General features: G+C 71.9%; 15 protein-coding genes. 9 read left to right on the forward strand and 6 right to left on the reverse strand.

Annotated features, from left to right (window positions below; genetic code table 11):
* Positions 1 to 10 precede the first annotated feature (10 nt).
* Complete coding sequence (locus tag O9255_RS06275) at positions 11 to 673, forward strand: response regulator transcription factor (protein WP_297865997.1); 663 nt, start codon at positions 11 to 13, stop codon at positions 671 to 673.
* Positions 670 to 2,073 carry an ATP-binding protein gene (locus O9255_RS06280; RefSeq protein ID WP_297865998.1) on the forward strand — a complete coding sequence of 468 codons (1,404 nt, stop codon included), beginning with the start codon at positions 670 to 672 and terminating at the stop codon, positions 2,071 to 2,073. The genes O9255_RS06275 and O9255_RS06280 overlap by 4 nt, the downstream gene beginning before the upstream one ends.
* Here O9255_RS06280 and O9255_RS06285 read toward each other — a convergent pair.
* From O9255_RS06285 to O9255_RS06305, 5 genes are read right to left on the reverse strand one after another with little or no spacing between them, the layout of a single operon-like run.
* Positions 2,070 to 3,329: a cation:dicarboxylase symporter family transporter gene (locus O9255_RS06285; protein ID WP_297865999.1), complete on the reverse strand. Its 1,260-nt coding sequence runs from the start codon at positions 3,327 to 3,329 to the stop codon at positions 2,070 to 2,072. The genes O9255_RS06280 and O9255_RS06285 overlap by 4 nt on opposite strands.
* Positions 3,326 to 4,231: a L,D-transpeptidase family protein gene (locus O9255_RS06290; protein WP_297866000.1), complete on the reverse strand. Its 906-nt coding sequence runs from the start codon at positions 4,229 to 4,231 to the stop codon at positions 3,326 to 3,328. The genes O9255_RS06285 and O9255_RS06290 overlap by 4 nt, the downstream gene beginning before the upstream one ends.
* 1 nt (position 4,232) lies before the next feature.
* Positions 4,233 to 5,339: a dipeptide epimerase gene (locus O9255_RS06295; RefSeq protein ID WP_297866001.1), complete on the reverse strand. Its 1,107-nt coding sequence runs from the start codon at positions 5,337 to 5,339 to the stop codon at positions 4,233 to 4,235.
* The gene (locus O9255_RS06300; protein WP_297866002.1) at positions 5,336 to 6,799 is read right to left on the reverse strand and encodes an SH3 domain-containing protein; all 1,464 of its coding nucleotides are present in this window, start codon (positions 6,797 to 6,799) and stop codon (positions 5,336 to 5,338) included. The genes O9255_RS06295 and O9255_RS06300 overlap by 4 nt, the downstream gene beginning before the upstream one ends.
* 8 nt (positions 6,800 to 6,807) lie before the next feature.
* Positions 6,808 to 7,971 carry a DUF819 family protein gene (locus tag O9255_RS06305; RefSeq protein WP_297866003.1) on the reverse strand — a complete coding sequence of 388 codons (1,164 nt, stop codon included), beginning with the start codon at positions 7,969 to 7,971 and terminating at the stop codon, positions 6,808 to 6,810.
* Between the two features lie 157 nt (positions 7,972 to 8,128).
* Between O9255_RS06305 and O9255_RS06310 the strand changes: the two genes are divergently transcribed.
* The 3 genes from O9255_RS06310 to glnE all read left to right on the forward strand — a co-directional run bounded on the left by O9255_RS06310 (position 8,129) and on the right by glnE (position 14,428).
* On the forward strand, positions 8,129 to 10,219 hold the full coding sequence (locus O9255_RS06310; RefSeq protein ID WP_297866004.1) for a S9 family peptidase: 2,091 nt from the start codon (positions 8,129 to 8,131) through the stop codon (positions 10,217 to 10,219).
* Positions 10,220 to 10,238: 19 nt separating this feature from the next.
* A complete protein-coding gene (locus O9255_RS06315) occupies positions 10,239 to 11,498 on the forward strand; it encodes a magnesium transporter (RefSeq protein ID WP_297866005.1) in 1,260 nt (419 codons plus the stop codon).
* Positions 11,499 to 11,635: 137 nt separating this feature from the next.
* Positions 11,636 to 14,428 (forward strand): bifunctional [glutamate--ammonia ligase]-adenylyl-L-tyrosine phosphorylase/[glutamate--ammonia-ligase] adenylyltransferase, encoded by a 2,793-nt coding sequence (glnE, locus tag O9255_RS06320; protein ID WP_297866006.1) that lies wholly within the window; start codon positions 11,636 to 11,638, stop codon positions 14,426 to 14,428.
* On the opposite strand, the gene O9255_RS06325 is transcribed toward glnE, so the two are convergent.
* Positions 14,362 to 15,393: a mitochondrial fission ELM1 family protein gene (locus O9255_RS06325; RefSeq protein ID WP_297866007.1), complete on the reverse strand. Its 1,032-nt coding sequence runs from the start codon at positions 15,391 to 15,393 to the stop codon at positions 14,362 to 14,364. The two genes, glnE and O9255_RS06325, sit on opposite strands and share 67 nt — an antisense overlap.
* 150 nt (positions 15,394 to 15,543) lie before the next feature.
* Between O9255_RS06325 and O9255_RS06330 the strand changes: the two genes are divergently transcribed.
* From O9255_RS06330 to O9255_RS06345, 4 genes are all read left to right on the forward strand, one after another.
* Positions 15,544 to 16,131: a malonic semialdehyde reductase gene (locus O9255_RS06330; RefSeq protein WP_297866008.1), complete on the forward strand. Its 588-nt coding sequence runs from the start codon at positions 15,544 to 15,546 to the stop codon at positions 16,129 to 16,131.
* 41 nt (positions 16,132 to 16,172) lie between these two features.
* Entirely contained in the window at positions 16,173 to 16,757 is a 585-nt protein-coding gene (locus O9255_RS06335) for a YceI family protein (RefSeq protein WP_297866009.1), read from the forward strand.
* Between the two features lie 69 nt (positions 16,758 to 16,826).
* Positions 16,827 to 17,510, forward strand: a complete 684-nt coding sequence (locus O9255_RS06340; protein WP_297866010.1) for a pirin family protein — start codon at positions 16,827 to 16,829, stop codon at positions 17,508 to 17,510.
* Between the two features lie 62 nt (positions 17,511 to 17,572).
* The gene (locus O9255_RS06345; protein WP_297866011.1) at positions 17,573 to 17,776 is read left to right on the forward strand and encodes a zinc-finger domain-containing protein; all 204 of its coding nucleotides are present in this window, start codon (positions 17,573 to 17,575) and stop codon (positions 17,774 to 17,776) included.

Here is a 17,776-nt window from a genome sequence, read left to right on the forward strand (position 1 = left end):
GACTCCAGCCATGCGAATCCTGCTGGTGGAAGACGACGCGTCGCTCGGCGAGGGCCTTCAAACGGCCCTGCGCCGGGCGGCCATCGCGGTGGACTGGGTGCAGGACGGCTTCGCCGCGCTGACGGCCATCCGTGACGGTGGCTTCGATGCGGTGGTGCTCGACCTTGGCCTGCCGCGGATGGACGGCGTGCAGGTGATCCGCACCGCGCGGCAGGAGGGGCGCCGCGTGCCAATCCTCGTGCTGACCGCCCGTGACCGCGTCGGCGACCGCATCGAGGCGCTGGACCTCGGCGCCGACGATTTCCTCGGCAAGCCCTTCGACCCGAACGAACTGCTTGCCCGCCTGCGGGCGCTGCATCGCCGCGCGCAGGGGCAGGCCCAGTCCACGCTCTCGCACGGCGCGCTGCGCCTCGATCCGGCGACGCTCAGCGTGCACTGGCAGGGGCGCATCATCGACCTGCCGCGCCGCGAGTTCGCCCTGCTGCGCGCGCTGATGGAACAGCCCGGCCGCATCCTGACGCGCGACGCGCTGCAGCAGGCCATCTACGGCTGGGACGAGGACGTGGCCAGCAATTCGCTCGAGGTGCACGTGCACCACCTGCGCAAGCGGCTCGACGCCGACCTGATCCGCACCGTGCGCGGCGTGGGCTACACGCTGTCGGTGCCGGCATGAGGTCGGCGCGGCTGATGCTGCTGGCGGCGCTGGTCGTCGTGGTCTGTGGCGTGGCGGCGGTGGCGGCGTTCTTCAGTTACCGCGAAGGCCGCACCGAGGCGGCGGAGCTGTTCGACGCCAAGCTCGCGCACTCGGCCCGGGTGCTGTCCGCCCTCGTCGCACCGCACGTCGCGGACCTGCCGCAGGCCGACGGCGCGCCGTCGCTGATCGAGGTGTGGCATGGCGACGCCGAAGGCCGGGGCGATGCCCTCGTGAGTGCCGACGGCCACGTTTACGAAACCAAGCTGGCCTTCCAGGTGCGCGATGCCGAAGGCCGGCTCCTGCTGCGTTCCGAGAGCGGCCCCGCCACGCCGTTGGCCGCGCTGGCATCAGGCTTCGCCGACGTCGAGCTCGAGGGCCAGCCGTGGCGGGTGTTCACGCTGCGCAGCCGCGAGGGCCTATGGGTGCAAGCGGCGGAAGAGGGCGAGATCCGCGAGGAGCTCGCCACCGGCATCGCCCGCGGCACCTTGCTTCCCTTGCTGTTCGGCCTGCCCGTGCTCGTGCTGATGCTCTGGGTGGTGCTGGAGTTCGCGGCCCGTGGCCTTGCACGCATCGTCGATGGCATCGAGCGCCGCGCCGGCCACGACCTGACGCCGATCGAGCCCAACGCCATGCCGCTGGAGCTCGGTGGCCTCGTGCGCGCCATCAACGGCCTGTTCGATCGCATGCGGACGGCCCTGGAGCGCGAGCGCCGATTCACGGCGGATGCCGCGCATGAACTGCGCACGCCGCTCGCGGCCTTGCGCGTCCACGCGGCCAATTGCCACGCCGAGGAGGACCCCGCGGCCCGCGACGCGCTGGCGGCGCGCGTCGATCGTGCGCTGGTGAGGATGGAGCGCGTGATCGCGCAGATGCTCGACCTGGCGCGGCAGGAATCCGCACTGCCCGGCGCCGGACCGCCCGGCCGCGGCGCGATCGACCTGGCGGCCCTCGTGCGGCGCGAGGCGGCGGAGCTCGGCGTCGCGGGTTTCGGGCGCGGCCTGCAGCTCGAAGTGACCGGCGACGAGCATGTTCCCGTGGCGGGTGACGAGATCGCCCTCGGCATCATGGTGCGCAACCTGCTCGACAACGCGTTCCGCTACACGCCCGACGGTGGCCGGATCCGCATCGAGGTCGGGAAGCAGGGCGCTGGCGTGCAACTGGGCATCGACGATTCCGGCCCCGGCTTGCCCGCCGAGGCGCGCGAGCGCGTCTTCGACCGATTCCATCGCGAACTCGGCAGCGGCGCCACCGGCAGCGGCCTCGGCCTGTCGATCGTGCGCTCCGTGCTGGCGCGGCACGAGGGCACGATCACGCTGCGCGATTCCGAATGGGGTGGGCTGGGCGTCGATGTGCGACTGCCCGGGGTCACGCCCGGCTAGCGGTCGGCGTCCTCGGCGTCCTCGGCGGCAGGGGCGTCGGGTTCCGCCCGCGCCACCTTGCTGGCCACGGTGAGGTCGGCGCTGACGTTGCCGACGGTGGAGAACACATCGGGGATCAGGTCGACCGCGAGCAGCAGGCCCAACGGTTCGACGGGCAATCCGGCGGCCTGCACGATCGGCAGGTTGGTGCCCATGAAGCTGGCCTGGCCCGGCAGGCCCACCGAGCCAAGGCTGATGACCACGGCGAGCGCGATGCAGGTCGCGATCGTCGTCGCGTCGAGTTCGATGCCGTAGGCCCAGGCGATGAAGCTCATCACGCCCAAGTACTGCGCCGGGCTGGTGATGCGGAACAGCGAAACCGCCAGCGGCAGCACCAGCGCGCCGATTTGCGGCGGGTAGCCGAAGCGCTCGTTCGAGGCTTGCAGCATGGCCGGCAGGCTGGCCAGCGAGCTCTGCGTGCTGGCAGCGACGACCTGTGCCGGCAGGATGGCGCTGGCGAAACGGCGCAACGGCTCGCCGCCGCCCAGCGGCGCGATCACGTACAGCGAGGCGGTGATGACGAGGTAGGTGGCGATCAGCACGGCCACGTGCACGCCGAGTGCGCCGAGCACGCTGCCGCCGGCCTGCACGGTGACGGGGAGGATGAGCGCGAACACGCCCAGCGGACCCACCTTCAGCACCCAGTGCACGATGACGATCATCGCGTCGGCCACGCCCTGCGCCAGGGCCAGCACCGGTGCGCGGCGTTCGGCCGGGATGCGCGTCAGCGCGAACGCGAACAGCAGGGTGAACACCACCAGCGGCACGATGGCGCCCTGCGCGGCCGCGGCGATCGCATTGGTGGGCACCAGGGCGGCAAGGCTGGCGGCCACGCTGCCTTCCGGTGCCGCGATGGTGCCGGTGGCCGCGTGCAGGGCTTCGGTGAGCGCCTCGCTGCGCGGCGCGAACGACAGCAGGAAGGGCGCGAAGAACGCGGTGAAAACCGCCGAGGCCGTCGCGAGGCCGAGTATCCAGGCCAGCGTGCGCCGCGCGATGCGCCCCGACGCGGCCGCATCACTGGCCTGTGCCACGCCGACGATGAGCAGGCCCATCACCAGCGGGACGATGGTCATCTGCAGCGCGTTGAGCCACAGCCGGCCAATCGGCTGCGCGATCGCGGCCGCGTGCTGTGCCGCCGCTGGTGCGAACGCGTTGAGGACGAGGCCGAGGACGGCGCCGAGCAGCAGGCCGAGGAAGACCTTCGCGGCGCCGCTCATTCGTGCGCGTCCCGGCCGGCCGGCGTGCCGCCCGCAGGCCCGGCATTCGGGTTGCCGCTGCCGGGTGCCGGCAGATCCCACGCGGCCTGCAGGCGCGCGTAGGCCTGCACGGGCAGCAGAACGAAGCGCGGCGTCGCGGCTGGATCAAGCCAGCCGAGCAAGGTGGCCATGTCGGCATCGGCCATGGCCGTGCAGCCGGCGGTGGGCACGTCCGGCCCTTTCCACAGGTGCGCGAAGATGCAGCTGCCCGCGCGGTCCACGCCGGCGGCGTTGTGCTCGATGACGAAACCGAGGCGGTAGCGCTGGTCGCCGTCCTTGTGCAGGTCGCGGCGCATCGGCTCGGTGCTGCCTTCGATGGCCTTCGCGCCGACCTCGCGGGTATCGACGATGCGGTTGTAGTCGGGCGAGCCGGGCACGTCGATGCACCAGTGCTCACGCTGCATGGGCGTGTACGCGAGGCGCGTCGAGGCGCTGTCCGCGTAGCCGAACGCGGGGCCGATGGCGAACACGCCGGCCGGGGCGCGGCCATCGCCTTCGGCTTTCTGCGGTCCGTCGGCCTGCGGCGCGTGCACGCCAAGGCCCCAGGCGCTGCCGCTGCGGCCCACCATCACCGGGAAGCTCGCGCCCACGGGACGCCACGCACCGCCGGCGTCGCGCTCGAAGCGCGCGAGGCGGCCTTGGGGGGCGTCCCAGTTCGGCGTCAGCACGACCACGAGTTGGCGGGTGGCCGGGTTCGGCCAGGGGCCGTGGTCGCCGACGCGCGGCGGCCGCGTGTCGTCTTGGCTCGGCGCCGAACGCATCGGCCCGCGATCACCCAAGCTGGTGCAGCCGGCGAGCATGGCGACGACGGCCAGAAGGAGCAGGGCGGGGAGGGTGCGCGGAGAGGCGTGGGGGGCGGGCATATCAGAGGTCCAGGAATTCGAGGCCGGCGATGGCGCGGATGCCAAGGCCGGGAGTATCGCCGACGGTGATGCGCGGGCCTTCGAAACGGACATTGCCGTCCACGGGGTCGAAGCGCGCGAGGCCGGGGCTGTCGAGGTCGATCAGTCGAACGAGGGCGGCGTTCGCGACGGCGAAGTGGGCCGCGGCGGCAGCGCCGATGGGGCTTTCCAGCATGCAGCCCACCATGCAGGGCAGGCCGGCTTCGCGCGCGACCTCGGCCACGCGGGCCGCCCCAGCCAGGCCGCCGCTCTTCATCAGCTTGAGATTGATGAGGTCACACGCGCCGGCGGAAATCGCGCGTTGGGCGTCGCGGGCGTTGAACACCGATTCGTCGGCCAGCAGCGGCGTGGTGATGGCGGCGCGGAGGGTGGCCAGGCCCTCGAGGTCGTCGGCGGGCAACGGTTGTTCGAGCAGTTGGAGGTCGAGCCCGCGCGATTCCAGCGCCTGCATCACGGCGATCGCGTGCGGCAGCGTCCAGCCCTGGTTGGCGTCGAGTCGCAGCCGCGCGCGGCCCGCCACCGCGTCGTGCAGGACCGCGATGGTCTCGACGTCGGACTCGGGATGCTTGCCGACCTTGATCTTCAGCGCGCGATAGCCGGCCTCGATCGCGACGTGCGCATCAGCGAGCATGGTCGCGGCGTCGTTCGCGCTGATGGTGAGGTCGGTGGCCAGCGTCGCCGTGCCCTCGAGGCGGCTGCCGAGGAAGCGATGCAAGGGCAGACCCGCCGCCTGTGCGGCGAGATCGTGCAGGGCGATGTCGATGGCCGCTTTGGCGCTGGAGTTCCCGGCCATGGCCCGCTGCACGCGATCGAGCAGCGCGGGCAATGCGGCGACGTCGCCGTCGCGCAGCGCGGGCAGCAGGTGCTGGCGCCACGCGGCTTCGATGGAGGCGTGGGTCTCGCCGGTGATCATTGCCGTGGCCGCCGCGCTGCCGTGGCCCACGTGGCCGGTGTCGGTGTCGAGCAGCAGCACGCGGTCGTCGATGTGGTCGACCTCGCGCAGCGCCGTGCGGAACGGCACCTTCAACGGCACGCGGAGCCGGGCGATGCGCCAGCCGGTGATCCTCATGGCGCGTTGTCCGCGGGCAGCACGCGCACCAGCGTGGTGGCTGCATCGAGGTAATCGGTGGCCGCGTCGACGTGCAGCGGCAGCAGCGGCGTCAGCACCACGCCGTTCGCGCGCCATTCCACCAGCTCGCCGCCGGCCTCGCGGACGCGCAGCTTGTGCACGTCGTGGATGACCCACGGGCCGCGCTCGTCATGGCCCACCACCATCACCACGTGCCCGGGCAGGTAGAGCAGGTCACCCGGCGCCAGCGCGGCTGCCGCATCGAGGCGTGCCGCGCGGTCGAGGCCGACGAGCGATTGCCGCGCGAACGCGGGGCTGCGCGCCTGGTCGCCGGTGTTGCGCGGCAGGACGAGGCCCACGCTGCGATAGACCTCGCTGACGAAGCCCGAGCAGTCGCGGGCGCCGTTCGCGTGGCCCCAGCCGTAACGCTCGCCGAGGAAACGGAACGCCTGTCGCAGCACATTGGCCCGCGACGCCGCCAACGGGCCGTCCTGGCTGGCTTCGCCGCGGGGCAGCAGGGCGGTCGTGAGCACCAGTGCGCCGGACGCATCGCGCGTGGGCACTTCGACGACGTGGGACGCGAGCGCGCTTTGGCCGTTCACCGCCTCCGTCACCGTCCAGTCGCGACGTTCGGGAAGGGCCACGCCCATGTCGAGTGCCAGGCCGGAAACGGCGGGGGCGTCGGGGGTCGTTGCCAACCGAGCCACCGGCTCCAAGATCACGCGGCTCGCGCGCGCGGCGAAGCCGAGGGCGGTGTCCCGGTCGGTGTGGGCCAGCGCGTCCTCTTCGATCCAGCCCGCATAGGTGGCCCCGACCACGAACCGCCAGCGGCCGTCGGCGCTGGCATGCAGCACCGCGACGGGTGTGCCCGGGAAAAAGGCCGATTCCTGGAAGCGGTCGAGGTCCGTCTCGCCCGGCGCGCTGAAGACGCGCTCGTGCGTGGGGAAGGTGCGCAGTGCCGCGCGCCGCGTCACCAGCGCCCAACCCAAGGCGCGTTCGCCTCTGGCGGCGTCGAGCGCTTCAAGATCCAGCGCGTCCGACCAGCGTTGGCGGTCCGCCTCGCCGAGCAGACGACCGTCCTCGCCATAGCGCAGGGCCGTCGGCGGGGTCGACAGCGCGAGCACGCGTGCACGGATCGCGGCGGTGGTCATCACCTCCGGCAAGGCCGCGAGCCGCGTCACCGACGGGTCGCTGTCGAGCAGCCGGTCGTTCTGCGCGGCCAGGGCCTTCGCTTCCATCGCCACGCGCTCGGCGCCGGGCCAGCGCGCGATCCAGTGCGCGGCCTCGTAGGCCGCGTCGGCCGGGCGAAGCCGCTCGGGCCCCTGCGCTGCGTTGCCCAAGGCGGCGACGGTGTGGTCGGCGGCGGGCCGCTCCCGCGCGCTGGCCGGTAGCGCCGCCAAGGCGACGAACGCGAGCAGTGCGACGCCACGCGCGGTATCGAGGATCGTCCTATCCGCCATCGTGGCCCTCATCCGCCGTTCGCTCCCATCAGCCCGGGCAGTACCGCCGCGAGGGCCAGCCCGACGCCGGTGCCGAGCAGGTAGCCGAGCAGGGCCAGCAGGATGCCCAGGGGCGCGAGCGCCTTCGCGTGCATCGCTGCAAGCAAGGGCGCGCTGGCGACGCCGCCGATGTTGGCGAGCGAGGCGACGCCGACGAGGGCGAGATCGAGCTTGAACAGGCGCGCGGCCCCGGCCATCAGCGCGGCGTGCACCGCCAGCACGATGAAGCCGGCGAGGATGAACCACGGCGCGGCCGCCAATCCCTCGAAGCTCCCCTGCGAGGCGAGCGTCACCACCACGATCGCCAGCAGCGCGCTGCCGCAGCCTTCGGCGCCGGGCAGGCGACGCAGCGGGGTCAACGCGGCCAACACACCGGCCACGCTCACCAGCAACAGCGTCCAAGAGGTGGCATTGAGCACGCCGTCCTGTGGCATCACCGCCGCGAGCTCGCGCGCCAGCAGCCCCGCCGAGAGGCCGACGCCCAGCCACAGCAGGGCATGGCCGGGCGTGGACGGTGCCTCCGGTTCCGGGGCGAAGGCGGCGACGGTCTCGCCGCTGGCGCGGGCCTTCGCCCAGGCGTTGAAGCGCGGCGCCAGCGGCACGCTGGCGAACAGCAGCAGCACCCAGACGCTGTAGCAGAGCGCGTCGGTCAGCAGGGCGAAGCCGAGCATTTCGGGCGACGTGCCGATGGCCTGGCTGACGGCGACGAGATTCGCCGTTCCGCCCACCCAACTGCCCGCCACCGCGGCGAGCGGCTTCCAAGCGTCGGCGGGCAGCAGGCCGCCCAGCAGCCAGGCCGCGATGAGGAAACCGAGGGTGATGGAGGCCGTCGCGCAGGCGAACGCGAGGAGCACGCGCGGCCCCAGCGCGAGGATGGCGCGCAGGTCGCAGCGCACCAGCAGCAGGAAGATGAGGGCCGGCAGGGCCAGCGCCATGACCTGCGAGCGCGCGGCGTCCACTGCCGGACCATCGCTCCAGGCCCCGGTCACCGCGAGTGCGGTCGCCGCGAGGTAGGCCAGCACGATCGGCGGCAGCACCTCGAACAGGCGAAGGGGCCAGCGGCTGGCGAGCACCGGGAAGAGGCCGGCGAGGAGGAGCAGGGCCGCAAGGAAGGCGGCGGGAGAGTCCGTCATGGGCCGATCATAAAGAGGGCGCCGGCCAATCCGGCACGGCCGCGTCGGCTGGCGATCAGGGGCGTCTCGGCGGCGTGAGGACGGCAGCGGGACCCTCTTGCACCGGCCCGGCGACGCCCCGCATGGTGGCCGCCCGATCCACCACGAGCCTGTCGCCATGCTGCTTCGCCACATCCTCGCCCTCTCGCTGCTCGCCGCCCTGCCGGCCGCCGCGCAATCGCCGGCGAGCGCCGACGTCCCCGCCACGGCCGCCACGCCCGGCAAACAGCCCTTCACCGTCGAACGCAGCTGGCAGATCCAGCGCCTCGGCAACCCGGTCGTCTCGCCGGACGGTTCGCGCATCGTCGCGCCGGTCACGCGCTTCGAGATGAAGGAGGACAAGGCCTACACCGACCTGTGGATCTGGAACGCCGACGGCAGCGGCGAGCGCGCCTTCACCACGCACGTGGGCAACGAGGGCTCGCCGGCCTTCAGTCCGGACGGGCGCTTCATCGCCTTCACCGCACAGCGCGAGGACGACAAGGCGCCGCAGCTCTATGTGATGCCGGTCGACGGCGGCGAAGCCCGCCGCCTCACCACGCTGGCCACCGGCGTGCAGAGCCCGAAGTGGTTCGCCGACGGCCGCCGCCTCGCCTTCGTCTCGCGCGTCTTCGCCGATTTGCCGCTGGCTGAGCAGGGCAAGCGGATCGACGAGCGTGCCGCCAGCAAGATGACCGGCCAGGTCTGGGACGGCGGCCCGGTCACCGCCTGGGACCGCTACATGGACGAGCGCCAGTTCCACGTCTTCGCCGTCGATGTCGGCGGTGGCGCCCCGCAGGCGTTGACGCTGGGCACCGGCCTCGAGCTGCCGCGCGCAGCGGTGCAGGGCACCGACGGGCTGTTCGCGATCTCGCCGGACGGCGCCGAGCTGGCTTTCGTCGCCGATTCGAACCCGGCCCGCGAGGACGCCAACAACGACGTGTTCACCGTGGCCGTGCCGGCCGCGGGGGCTGTGGCCGCCAAGCCGGTGAACCTGACGCCGGAGAACCCGGCCAACGACGGCACCCCGCTGTACAGCCCGGACGGCCGCACGCTCAGCTTCGTCCAGCAGCGCATCGAGGGCTTCTACGCCGACAAGGGCCGCCTGATGCTGCGCGACCGCCGCAGCGGTGACACCCGCGAGATGTACGCCGAGTGGGACCGCACGGTCGGTGAGTACCTTTGGGCGCCCGACAGCCGCCGCCTCTACGGTGCGGTCGATGACGCCGGCACCGTGCGTGCCTACGAGTTCCCGCTCTCCGGCGAGCCGCGCGCGATCACCGGTCCTGCCTCGTTCAATGGCCTCGCGCTGGCGAAGAACGGCCTGATGGTCGGCCTGCGCCAGACCTTCGTCGAGCCGCCGACCCTCGTCCGCATCGATCCGCGCAGCGGCCGCGCCACCAAGCTCTCGACGATCAACGACGAGCTGCTGGCCAACACCGATTTCGGCACCTACGAGTCGGTGACCTACAAGGGCGCCAATGGCGCCGACATCCAGATGTGGGTCAACTACCCGCCGGGTTTCGACAAGTCGAAGAAGTACCCGTTCTTCATGCTGATCCACGGCGGCCCGCACAACGCGATCACCGACGGCATGAGCTTCCGCTGGAACGCGCAGGTGTTCGGCAGCTGGGGCTACGTCACCGCGTGGCCGAACTTCCACGGCAGCTCGGGCTTCGGCCAGGCCTTTACCGATTCGATCAACCCGGAATGGGCCGAGCAGCCGTACCAGGACGTGATCAAGGCGGCCGAGTGGTTCGCCGCCCAGCCGTGGATCGACAAGGACCGCATGGTCGCGGGCGGCGGCAGCTACGGCGGCTACCTCACCAGCGTCATCCTCGGCCGCGAGCATCCGTTCCGCGCCCTCGTCGCGCACGCGGCCGTGTACAACCTGTACACCCAGTACGCGGCCGATTTCTCCAGCGAGATGCCGCGCTTCGGCGGCTTCTGGGAGAAGGGCAACGACGAGGTGCTGCGCCGCAATTCGCCGCACTTCGGCGCCGCCAACTTCGACACCCCGACCCTCGTCGTCCATGGCCAGACCGACCTGCGCGTGCCGGTGAACCATGGCCTCGAGCTCTACCAGACCCTGCTGATGAAGGGCGTGCCGAGCCGCTACGTGTACTTCCCCAACGAGAACCACTGGATCCTGAAGCCGCAGAACTCGGTGTTCTGGTACCAGCAGGTGCAGCAGTGGTTCGAGGCGCACAACGCGCCCAAGGCCGACTGAGACTCGGCATCGGTTAGCCTTGTCGCCTTCGACGGCCGGGGAGGGCAGCGTGGGCGACAAGGCGAGTGACATCACGGCCGATGCGGCTGCGGCAAACGCCGCGGCTCCCGACGTGCAGCACCTCGACACCACGTCGCTTGCTGCACTCCTGAAGCGCGCGTCGCCGGCCCGCGCGGCGCAATTGCTCGCGGCCATGCCGCCCGCACGGGCGGCCCGCATCCTCGAGGCCCTGCCCGCCGACGTGCGCGCGCCGATCATGGCGGCGGCGCCGGCCGGCACCGATTGGGCGGATGCGCAGCGCTACCCCGAGGGCAGCGTCGGCCGCCTGTTGGAAGACCCGCCGGCGGTTTTTCCTGCCGGCACGCGCGTCGGTGAAGCCATTGACCGCCTGCGCGAGGTCGTCAAGACGCGGATGGTCACCTACCTCTTCGTCGTCGATGGCTCGCAGCGCCTGCAGGGCGTCGTCGCCTTCCGCGAGCTGCTCTATGCCGCGCGGGAGCAGGCGCTCGATGACGTGATGATCCGCCAGCCCTTCGTGCTCTCGCCGTCGGCCACGTTGATCGACGCCATGCGCGAGGTCGTGCAGCGTCACTACCCGGTGTACCCGGTCTGCGAGGCCGACGGCACGCTGGTCGGGCAGGTGCGCGGGCAGGCGCTGTTCGAACAGCAGGCTTTCGAGATTTCGGCGCAAGCCGGCGCGATGGTGGGCGTCGAGAAGGAAGAACGCCTCGCCACGCCGTGGGCGCGCAGCTTCCGCTTCCGCCATCCGTGGCTGTTGCTGAACCTGCTCACCGTGTTCGTGGCGGCGGGCGTGGTGGGCGTCTTCCAGGACACGATCAACGAGATCGTCGTGCTGGCCATGTTTCTCCCCGTGCTCGCCGGACAAAGCGGCAACCTCGGCGCGCAGTCGCTGGCCGTGGTGGTGCGCAGCATGACGCTGGGCGAACTGCGGGGCGCGTCCATCCCGCGCCTGCTCGGCAAGGAGGCGTGGCTGGGCCTCCTGAACGGCCTCGGCACCGGCCTGCTCGCGGCGGCGGCGATGGCAGTGATCGCCCGAGAGCGCGCCGACATGCCGGTGCTGGCCATCACCGTGCTGGTGGCGATGACGGCGAGCTGCGCCCTCTCCGGCGTCGCCGGTGCCGGCGTGCCCCTTCTGCTGAAGCGCCTTGGCGCCGATCCGGCGACCGCCTCGGCGATCATCCTCTCGACGATCACCGACGTGTGCAGCATGGGCTTCTTCCTCGGGCTCGCCAGCCTCCTGCTGGTCCTGTACGGCTGAATGTCGGGTGATGTTGCATTGCAGCGTGCAAGCCGTCGCGGCGGCGCCGCAGGATCGAAGCGCTTCCGACGTGGGGGAGGGAGCACGAACCCGCAAGCGCCTTGGCCTTGCGGGTTCTTTTTTTCCGGCGAGGTGCCATGACGTCGCTTGAGGCCACCCTCGATGCCCTCGTCGAGCGGCGGCTCGACGCGCTCGCCGAAGCCATGCCGCTGGGGGCGGCGACCCGAAACGCGCTGCGTCCGCTGGCCATCGCTTCGGAGTTCGCGCTCGACGTGCTGCGGCGGCAACCGGCCCTGCTCGCGAACCGCCACGCGATGCCAACGTTCCCTTCGCTCGATGCCGACGCCCCCGAGGGCGCGATGGCCGCGCTGCGGCGCTGGCGGACCGCCGCGTCGAGCGCGCTGATCGCCCGCGATGTCGATGGCCTCGACGACGTCGACGCCACCCTCGTCGGCAGCACGCGGATCGCCGAGCAGGCCCTGCAGGGGGCGCTGCGTCAAGCGGAAGCCGAGTTCGCGCCGCGCTTCGGCACGGTGCGCGACAGCGATGGCCGCGCGCAGCGGTTGGTCGTGTTCGCGCTGGGCAAGCTCGGCGGCGGCGAGCTCAACTTCAGTTCCGACGTCGACCTCGTCTACGCCTACCCGCGCGGTGGCAGCAGCGACGGCGCGCGGTCGCTCGACGCCGAGCCCTACTTCGTCCGTCTCGGCCAGCGCCTCGCGCAGCTGTTGAACGAGCCGACCGTCGACGGCTTCTGCCATCGCGTCGACCTCCGCCTCCGCCCGTTCGGCGACAGCGGCCGCCTCGCGTTGAGCTTCGACGCGATGGAGGCCTACTTCCAGCGCGAGGGCCGCGATTGGGAGCGCTACGCCTGGCTGAAGGCGCGCCCGGTGGCCGGCGATCTCGCGGCTGGCGACGGGCTCATCGAGGCGCTGCGGCCCTTCGTCTACCGGCGCTACCTCGACTTCACCGCGTTGGATTCGCTGCGCGAGATGAAGGCGATGATCGAAGCGGAAGTCGCGCGCAAGGACATGGCCGACGACCTCAAGCGCGGCCCCGGCGGCATCCGCGAGGTGGAGTTCCTCGTGCAGGCCATCCAGCTCATCCGCGGCGGCCGCGAAGCGGCGCTGCGCCGCCGCGGCCTGCTGCCCGCGCTCTCCGCGCTTGCCGCCGCGGGCCACCTGCCGCAAGCCACGGCGCAGCGCCTCGCCGAGGCCTACCGTTTCCTGCGTCGCGTCGAGAACCGCGTGCAGATGCTGCGCGACGCGCAGGAGTACGCGCTGCCTTCCGACCCGCTCGATCGCCTCCGCGTGGCGCGCGGTTTGGGGCATGCCGATGCGGCGGCGCTGGAGGCCGCACTGCGTTCGCATCGCGACGTGGTGGCGGCCGAGTTCGCCGCGGTGCTCGGCAGCCGCGAAGCGCACACGCGGGCTACGGCCTCGTCGGATGCCCGCACCGCCGCCTTGGCCGCTTACTGGCAAGCGTTGCCCGAAGGCGGCGCCGTGGCCACGCTGGCCGAGGCGGGTTTCGTCGACGCCGAAGCCGCCGATGACGCGCTTCGCCGCCTCTCGGGCTCGGCCCTTCGGCGCAGCCTGTCGGCACGCGCGGCCGGGTGGTTCGACCGCATCGTCCCGATCCTCGCCGCGCAGGCCGCCGCCAGCGATGCGCCCGACGCCAGCCTCGCGCGTGGCATCGCGCTGATCACCGCCATTGGCCGCCGCAGCAGCTATTTCGCCCTGCTGGCCGAGCAGCCTGCGGCCCTCGAACGCCTCGCCCAGGTCTGCGCCGGCAGCGCGCTGCTGGCCGAGCGCCTCACGGAGCATCCGCTGCTGCTCGATGAACTGCTCGACGTTCGCGCCGCCGGCCCGCTCCCCGACGCCGCGACCATCGCGCAGGAGATCGCCGGACTGGTGCCCGCGCACGACGATGCGGAGGCGGCGTTGATCGCCTTGAACGAGCGGCGGCACAGCCTCGCGTTCCGCATCGGGATGGCGTGGCGCGCGGGCCGCATCGACGCCGTGGCGGCGACGCGCCGTCTGGCCGCGGTGGCGGAAGCCGTGGTCGTGGCGGCACTGGCCCTCGCCACACGCGAAGTGCAGCGCGCGCACGGTCGCGTCGCCGAGGGCGGATTCGCCGTGCTCGGCTACGGCAGCATCGGTGCGGAGGAGCTCGGCTTCGCCTCCGACCTCGACCTCGTCTTCGTGCATGGCGCCGACCCCAATGCCGTGTCGGACGGCGCGCGCCCGCTGGATGCCGGCCGCTACTACCTGCGCATCGCGCAGAAGCTCGTCGCGATCCTTGATACGCCCACTGCTGCCGGCAGGCTCTACGAAGTGGATGTGCGGCTTCGCCCCGATGGCGCAAAGGGGCTGCTGGTCGTGAACTTCGAAAGCTTTGCCGGCTACCAGCGCGAGCGCGCCTGGACCTGGGAGCACCAGGCCCTCGTGCGCATGCGCCCGCTGGCCGGTGACGCCCCGCTGCTCGCCCGCCTCGACACGCTTCGCGACGAGATCCTGGCCCGGCCGCGCGATCCGCAGGCGCTGGCGAAGGACATCGCCGACATGCGTGAGCGCATGCGTCGCGAACTCGACCGCAGCGATGCCGCGCACTTCGACCTGAAGCAGGGCGCCGGCGGCCTCGTCGACCTCGAATTCGCCCTGCAGCACGCGGTGCTGCGGCATGCCGGCGTCCATCCGGCACTGATTCGACCGCGGCACAGCGCGGCGCTGGCGACGACGCTCGCGCAGGAAGGCGTGATCGACGCGGCGACCGCCCGTGTGTTCGTCGAGTCGCACGCCGCGCTGGTGGGGTTGTCGCTGGGCTGCACGCTGGATCGCCGGCCGCGCCGCGTGCCGGACGCGACGGCTCAGGGCACGGCGTCGGCGCTGCGCGCGGCCTTGTCGGCGATGCCGCTGTCGTCGTCCACCGGCTGACGCGCGGCGATCGCTTCCAGCACCCAAGGCCGCAGTCGCTCGGCGACACGGGCGCTCTCGCGCCAGGGCTCGATCGGCCACGGCGTGCCTTCCGGGCCCAGCGAGCGGGCGCGGCCGCTGTCGATGGCCTTGGCAACGAGGTGTTGGATGCGGCCACGGTTGTAGCGCGGTACGGCGATCCACACCGGTGCGCGCGTGGCCGCCGCTTCGCTGATCAGGTTGGCGGAATCCGGCGTTACCACCAGCCGGTCGGCCCAGGCGATCACGCCTGCGTAGGGGTTCGGTCCATCGGCGTCGCCCATCCAGACCTGCGCGCGGTCGCCCAGGGCCTGCTTGATCTGCCGGCGCATCGCCGACGGCGTGCGGCGCGAGCCGATCACCCACAGCGTGCCGCCATCGCGCTGCCGCCAGCGCAGCAGCAGTTCGAGGATGCCGTCGAGCGCATGGCGGTCCCAGTCGCTGTCGTCGGTGGGGCCGCCGACGAGCAGGGCGGTGACTGGTCCCGGTGCCTCGCCCAGCATCGGATGCGCCGCGCGCTTCTGTTCCAGCCAGGCGTCGTCGATCGGGTTCAGGCTGCCGTCGAGCGTCAGCACGTTGTCGCCCTGCACGCCGTCATGCGCGGGCAGGACCACCGCGTCCCAGTGCGGCGTGGGCAGGCGCGGGTGCAGGACCTGCACGACCTTGCTGCCGCGCTGCCGCAGCAGTCGCGTGGCGAGGGCCGCTTGGCGGCCGCAGCCCACGGCGATGACGGGAGGCGTCTCGAGCACGGCGGCGAAGTCCTCGCCGAACGCGGCGTGGCTGCCCGGCAGTACCCGTGGCGCGACCCAACGCCACGGCACGCGCGGCCGCAGCACAATCTCGTCGAAGGGCAGGGCCCAGGCCTCGGCCAGGGCCAGCGCCTGCCGGCGGTTGCCGGCGGTGCCGTCGTGGACGACAAGGACAGGGGCGGAAAGTGCGGCACTCATGGGCGGAGTGTAGCCAGCCGTGCGACGACGCAGCAGCGCGCCGCGTCGTTCCGGCGTTCACAACGACCTGTTGCAGTGGCGGGCATCGTGCGCCGGCATCGCGCCGCCATACTGCGACCCCATCGCACCGCCCCCACTCCAGGAATCCCGATGACCACCCTCGACGCCGCCGCCCTCGACCAGCTCTTCCGCAGCGCCCGCACGCACAACGCCTGGCAGGCCAAGGACGTTCCCGACGCGTTGCTGCATCAGCTCTACGACCTCGTGAAGTGGGCGCCGACCAGCGCCAACAGCTCGCCGGCCCGCTTCGTGTTCGTGAAGTCGCCGGAGGCCAAGGCGAAGCTGAAGGACGCGCTGGCCCCGGGCAACGTCGAGAAGACCATGAGCGCACCGGTGACCGTGATCGTCGCGCAGGACATGGCCTTCTACGACAAGCTGCCGCAGCTCTTCCCGCACGCCGACGCGCGCAGCTGGTTCGCCGGCAACGACGCGCTGATCGAAAGCACCGCGTTCCGCAATGCCAGCTTGCAGGGTGCTTACCTGCTCATGGCGGCGCGCGCGCTGGGCCTCGACACCGGCGCGATGTCCGGCTTCGATGCCGCCAAGCTCGACGCCGCCTTCTTCGCCGGCACCACGATCAAGTCGAACTTCCTGATCAACCTCGGCTACGGCGACGTGGCCGGCCTGTTCCCCCGTTCGCCGCGGCTGTCCTTCGACGAAGCCGCGCGCATCGCCTGAGTCCCACCCTTCCGCCGCGGCCTGCCCACCCGGAGCACCCCATGAAGAAGACCCTGTTCGCCGCCGCGCTGGCCGCCGCCTTCGCCGCCCCCGCCTTCGCCGCCGATGCGTTCAAGTTCGACGCAGGCCACACCTACGTCGGATTCGAGATCGACCACCTCGGCTTCTCGCAGACCCTTGGCGAGTTCACCAAGTACGACGGCACGCTGAACCTCGACCGCGCCAACCTCGCCAACTCGTCGATCGAAGTCACCATCGACACGAACAGCATCGACACCGACCAAGCCGATTTCGACGAGCACCTGCGCTCGGCCGATTTCTTCAACGTCGCCGCCCACCCGACGATGACCTTCAAGAGCACCAAGGTCGAGGACGTCGGCAATGGCGCGCTCAAGGTGACCGGTGACTTCACGATGCTCGGCCAGACCCGTCCGGTCGTGCTCGACGTCAAGCTCAACAAGATCGCGCCGCACCCGTTCCGCCCGACGATCGAAGTGGCCGGCTTCTCGGCGAGCACCACGATCGATCGCACGCAGTGGGGCTTCGACAAGTACGCCCCGGCGGTCGGCGCGCAAGTGAAGATCCGCATCGAGACCGAGTTCAACCGCGAACTGCCGGCGCAGTAAGCGCCGCACCACTCGTGCGAACGCGACGGGCCTTCGGGCCCGTCGTCGTTTCTGCGGCACAATCCGCGCATGCCCATCGTCTTCCGTCCCGCCGCCGAGCGCGGCCGTCTCGTCGATCCCGGCCTGTCCGGCACCGCCGCCTTCAGCCACGGCAGCGCGTTCGACCGCGACTGGCTCGGCTTCCACGCGCTGCGCGTCCTGAATCGCGTCGAGCTCGCGCCCGGTGCGCGCCTTCCGGCGGCGCGGCGCGCCAACATGGAAGTGCTCACCCTCGTGCTCGCCGGCACCTACCGCGTGCAGTCGCAGGCCGGTGATTCCGGCCCGGTGGCGGCCGGGCAGTGGCATCGCCTCGGGGCGGGCGCCGGCGTCGACGTCGTCGAGGAGAACCTCGATCCGGCCTCGACCCTGCGCCTCCTGCAACTCTGGGTGCAGCCCACGCACAGCAATGCCGTGCCCGCGCAGACCGTGGCCACCCCGGCCGTGGGGGAATCGCGTATCGCGGCACCGGCCGACGCGCTGCTGCCCTGGGGCGCCGGGGCCACGGTGCGCCGCGAATCGATCGTCCCGGGCGCGATGTTCGCCGTACCGGCCACGCGCGGTTCGGCCTGCTGGGTCGAGGTGATTGGCGCTGAACTGGCGTATCGCGGCCAGTTCCTCCGCGCCGGCGACGGGCTGGGTGTAGCCGATGAGCCCGGGTTCGCCCTGGTGTCCTCGTACGGGGCCGACCTGCTGGTGGTCGAACTCCCGGCCTGAGGGCGGGCGGCCGGGGCCGCGCCGGGCTAGAATGCGCGCCTTCGCCGTTCGAGCCCGCGCCCATGCTCCGCACCGACGCCACCGCCCAGAAGGCCGCCAACACCGAGCGCGTCTATTCCGTGAAGCGCGCCGACCTGCCGCTCTCGTGCCCGACGCCCGAGATGAAGCTGTGGAACTCGCACCCGCGCGTCTACCTGCCGATCGAGAACGAAGGCGGCACCTCGATCTGCCCGTACTGCGGCGCGAAGTACGTCCTCGCCGACTGA

It is taken from the genome of Silanimonas sp. (assembly GCF_027530345.1).
Lineage (GTDB): Bacteria > Pseudomonadota > Gammaproteobacteria > Xanthomonadales > Xanthomonadaceae > Silanimonas.

Coding starts and splice junctions, on each gene's coding strand:
- O9255_RS06275 (WP_297865997.1), top strand. CDS start 11: ATGCGAATCCTGCTGGTGGAAGACGACGCGTCGCTCGGCGAGGGCCTT.
- O9255_RS06280 (WP_297865998.1), top strand. CDS start 670: ATGAGGTCGGCGCGGCTGATGCTGCTGGCGGCGCTGGTCGTCGTGGTC.
- O9255_RS06285 (WP_297865999.1), bottom strand. CDS start 3,329: ATGAGCGGCGCCGCGAAGGTCTTCCTCGGCCTGCTGCTCGGCGCCGTC.
- O9255_RS06290 (WP_297866000.1), bottom strand. CDS start 4,231: ATGCCCGCCCCCCACGCCTCTCCGCGCACCCTCCCCGCCCTGCTCCTT.
- O9255_RS06295 (WP_297866001.1), bottom strand. CDS start 5,339: ATGAGGATCACCGGCTGGCGCATCGCCCGGCTCCGCGTGCCGTTGAAG.
- O9255_RS06300 (WP_297866002.1), bottom strand. CDS start 6,799: ATGGCGGATAGGACGATCCTCGATACCGCGCGTGGCGTCGCACTGCTC.
- O9255_RS06305 (WP_297866003.1), bottom strand. CDS start 7,971: ATGACGGACTCTCCCGCCGCCTTCCTTGCGGCCCTGCTCCTCCTCGCC.
- O9255_RS06310 (WP_297866004.1), top strand. CDS start 8,129: ATGCTGCTTCGCCACATCCTCGCCCTCTCGCTGCTCGCCGCCCTGCCG.
- glnE (WP_297866006.1), top strand. CDS start 11,636: ATGACGTCGCTTGAGGCCACCCTCGATGCCCTCGTCGAGCGGCGGCTC.
- O9255_RS06325 (WP_297866007.1), bottom strand. CDS start 15,393: ATGAGTGCCGCACTTTCCGCCCCTGTCCTTGTCGTCCACGACGGCACC.
- O9255_RS06330 (WP_297866008.1), top strand. CDS start 15,544: ATGACCACCCTCGACGCCGCCGCCCTCGACCAGCTCTTCCGCAGCGCC.
- O9255_RS06335 (WP_297866009.1), top strand. CDS start 16,173: ATGAAGAAGACCCTGTTCGCCGCCGCGCTGGCCGCCGCCTTCGCCGCC.
- O9255_RS06340 (WP_297866010.1), top strand. CDS start 16,827: ATGCCCATCGTCTTCCGTCCCGCCGCCGAGCGCGGCCGTCTCGTCGAT.
- O9255_RS06345 (WP_297866011.1), top strand. CDS start 17,573: ATGCTCCGCACCGACGCCACCGCCCAGAAGGCCGCCAACACCGAGCGC.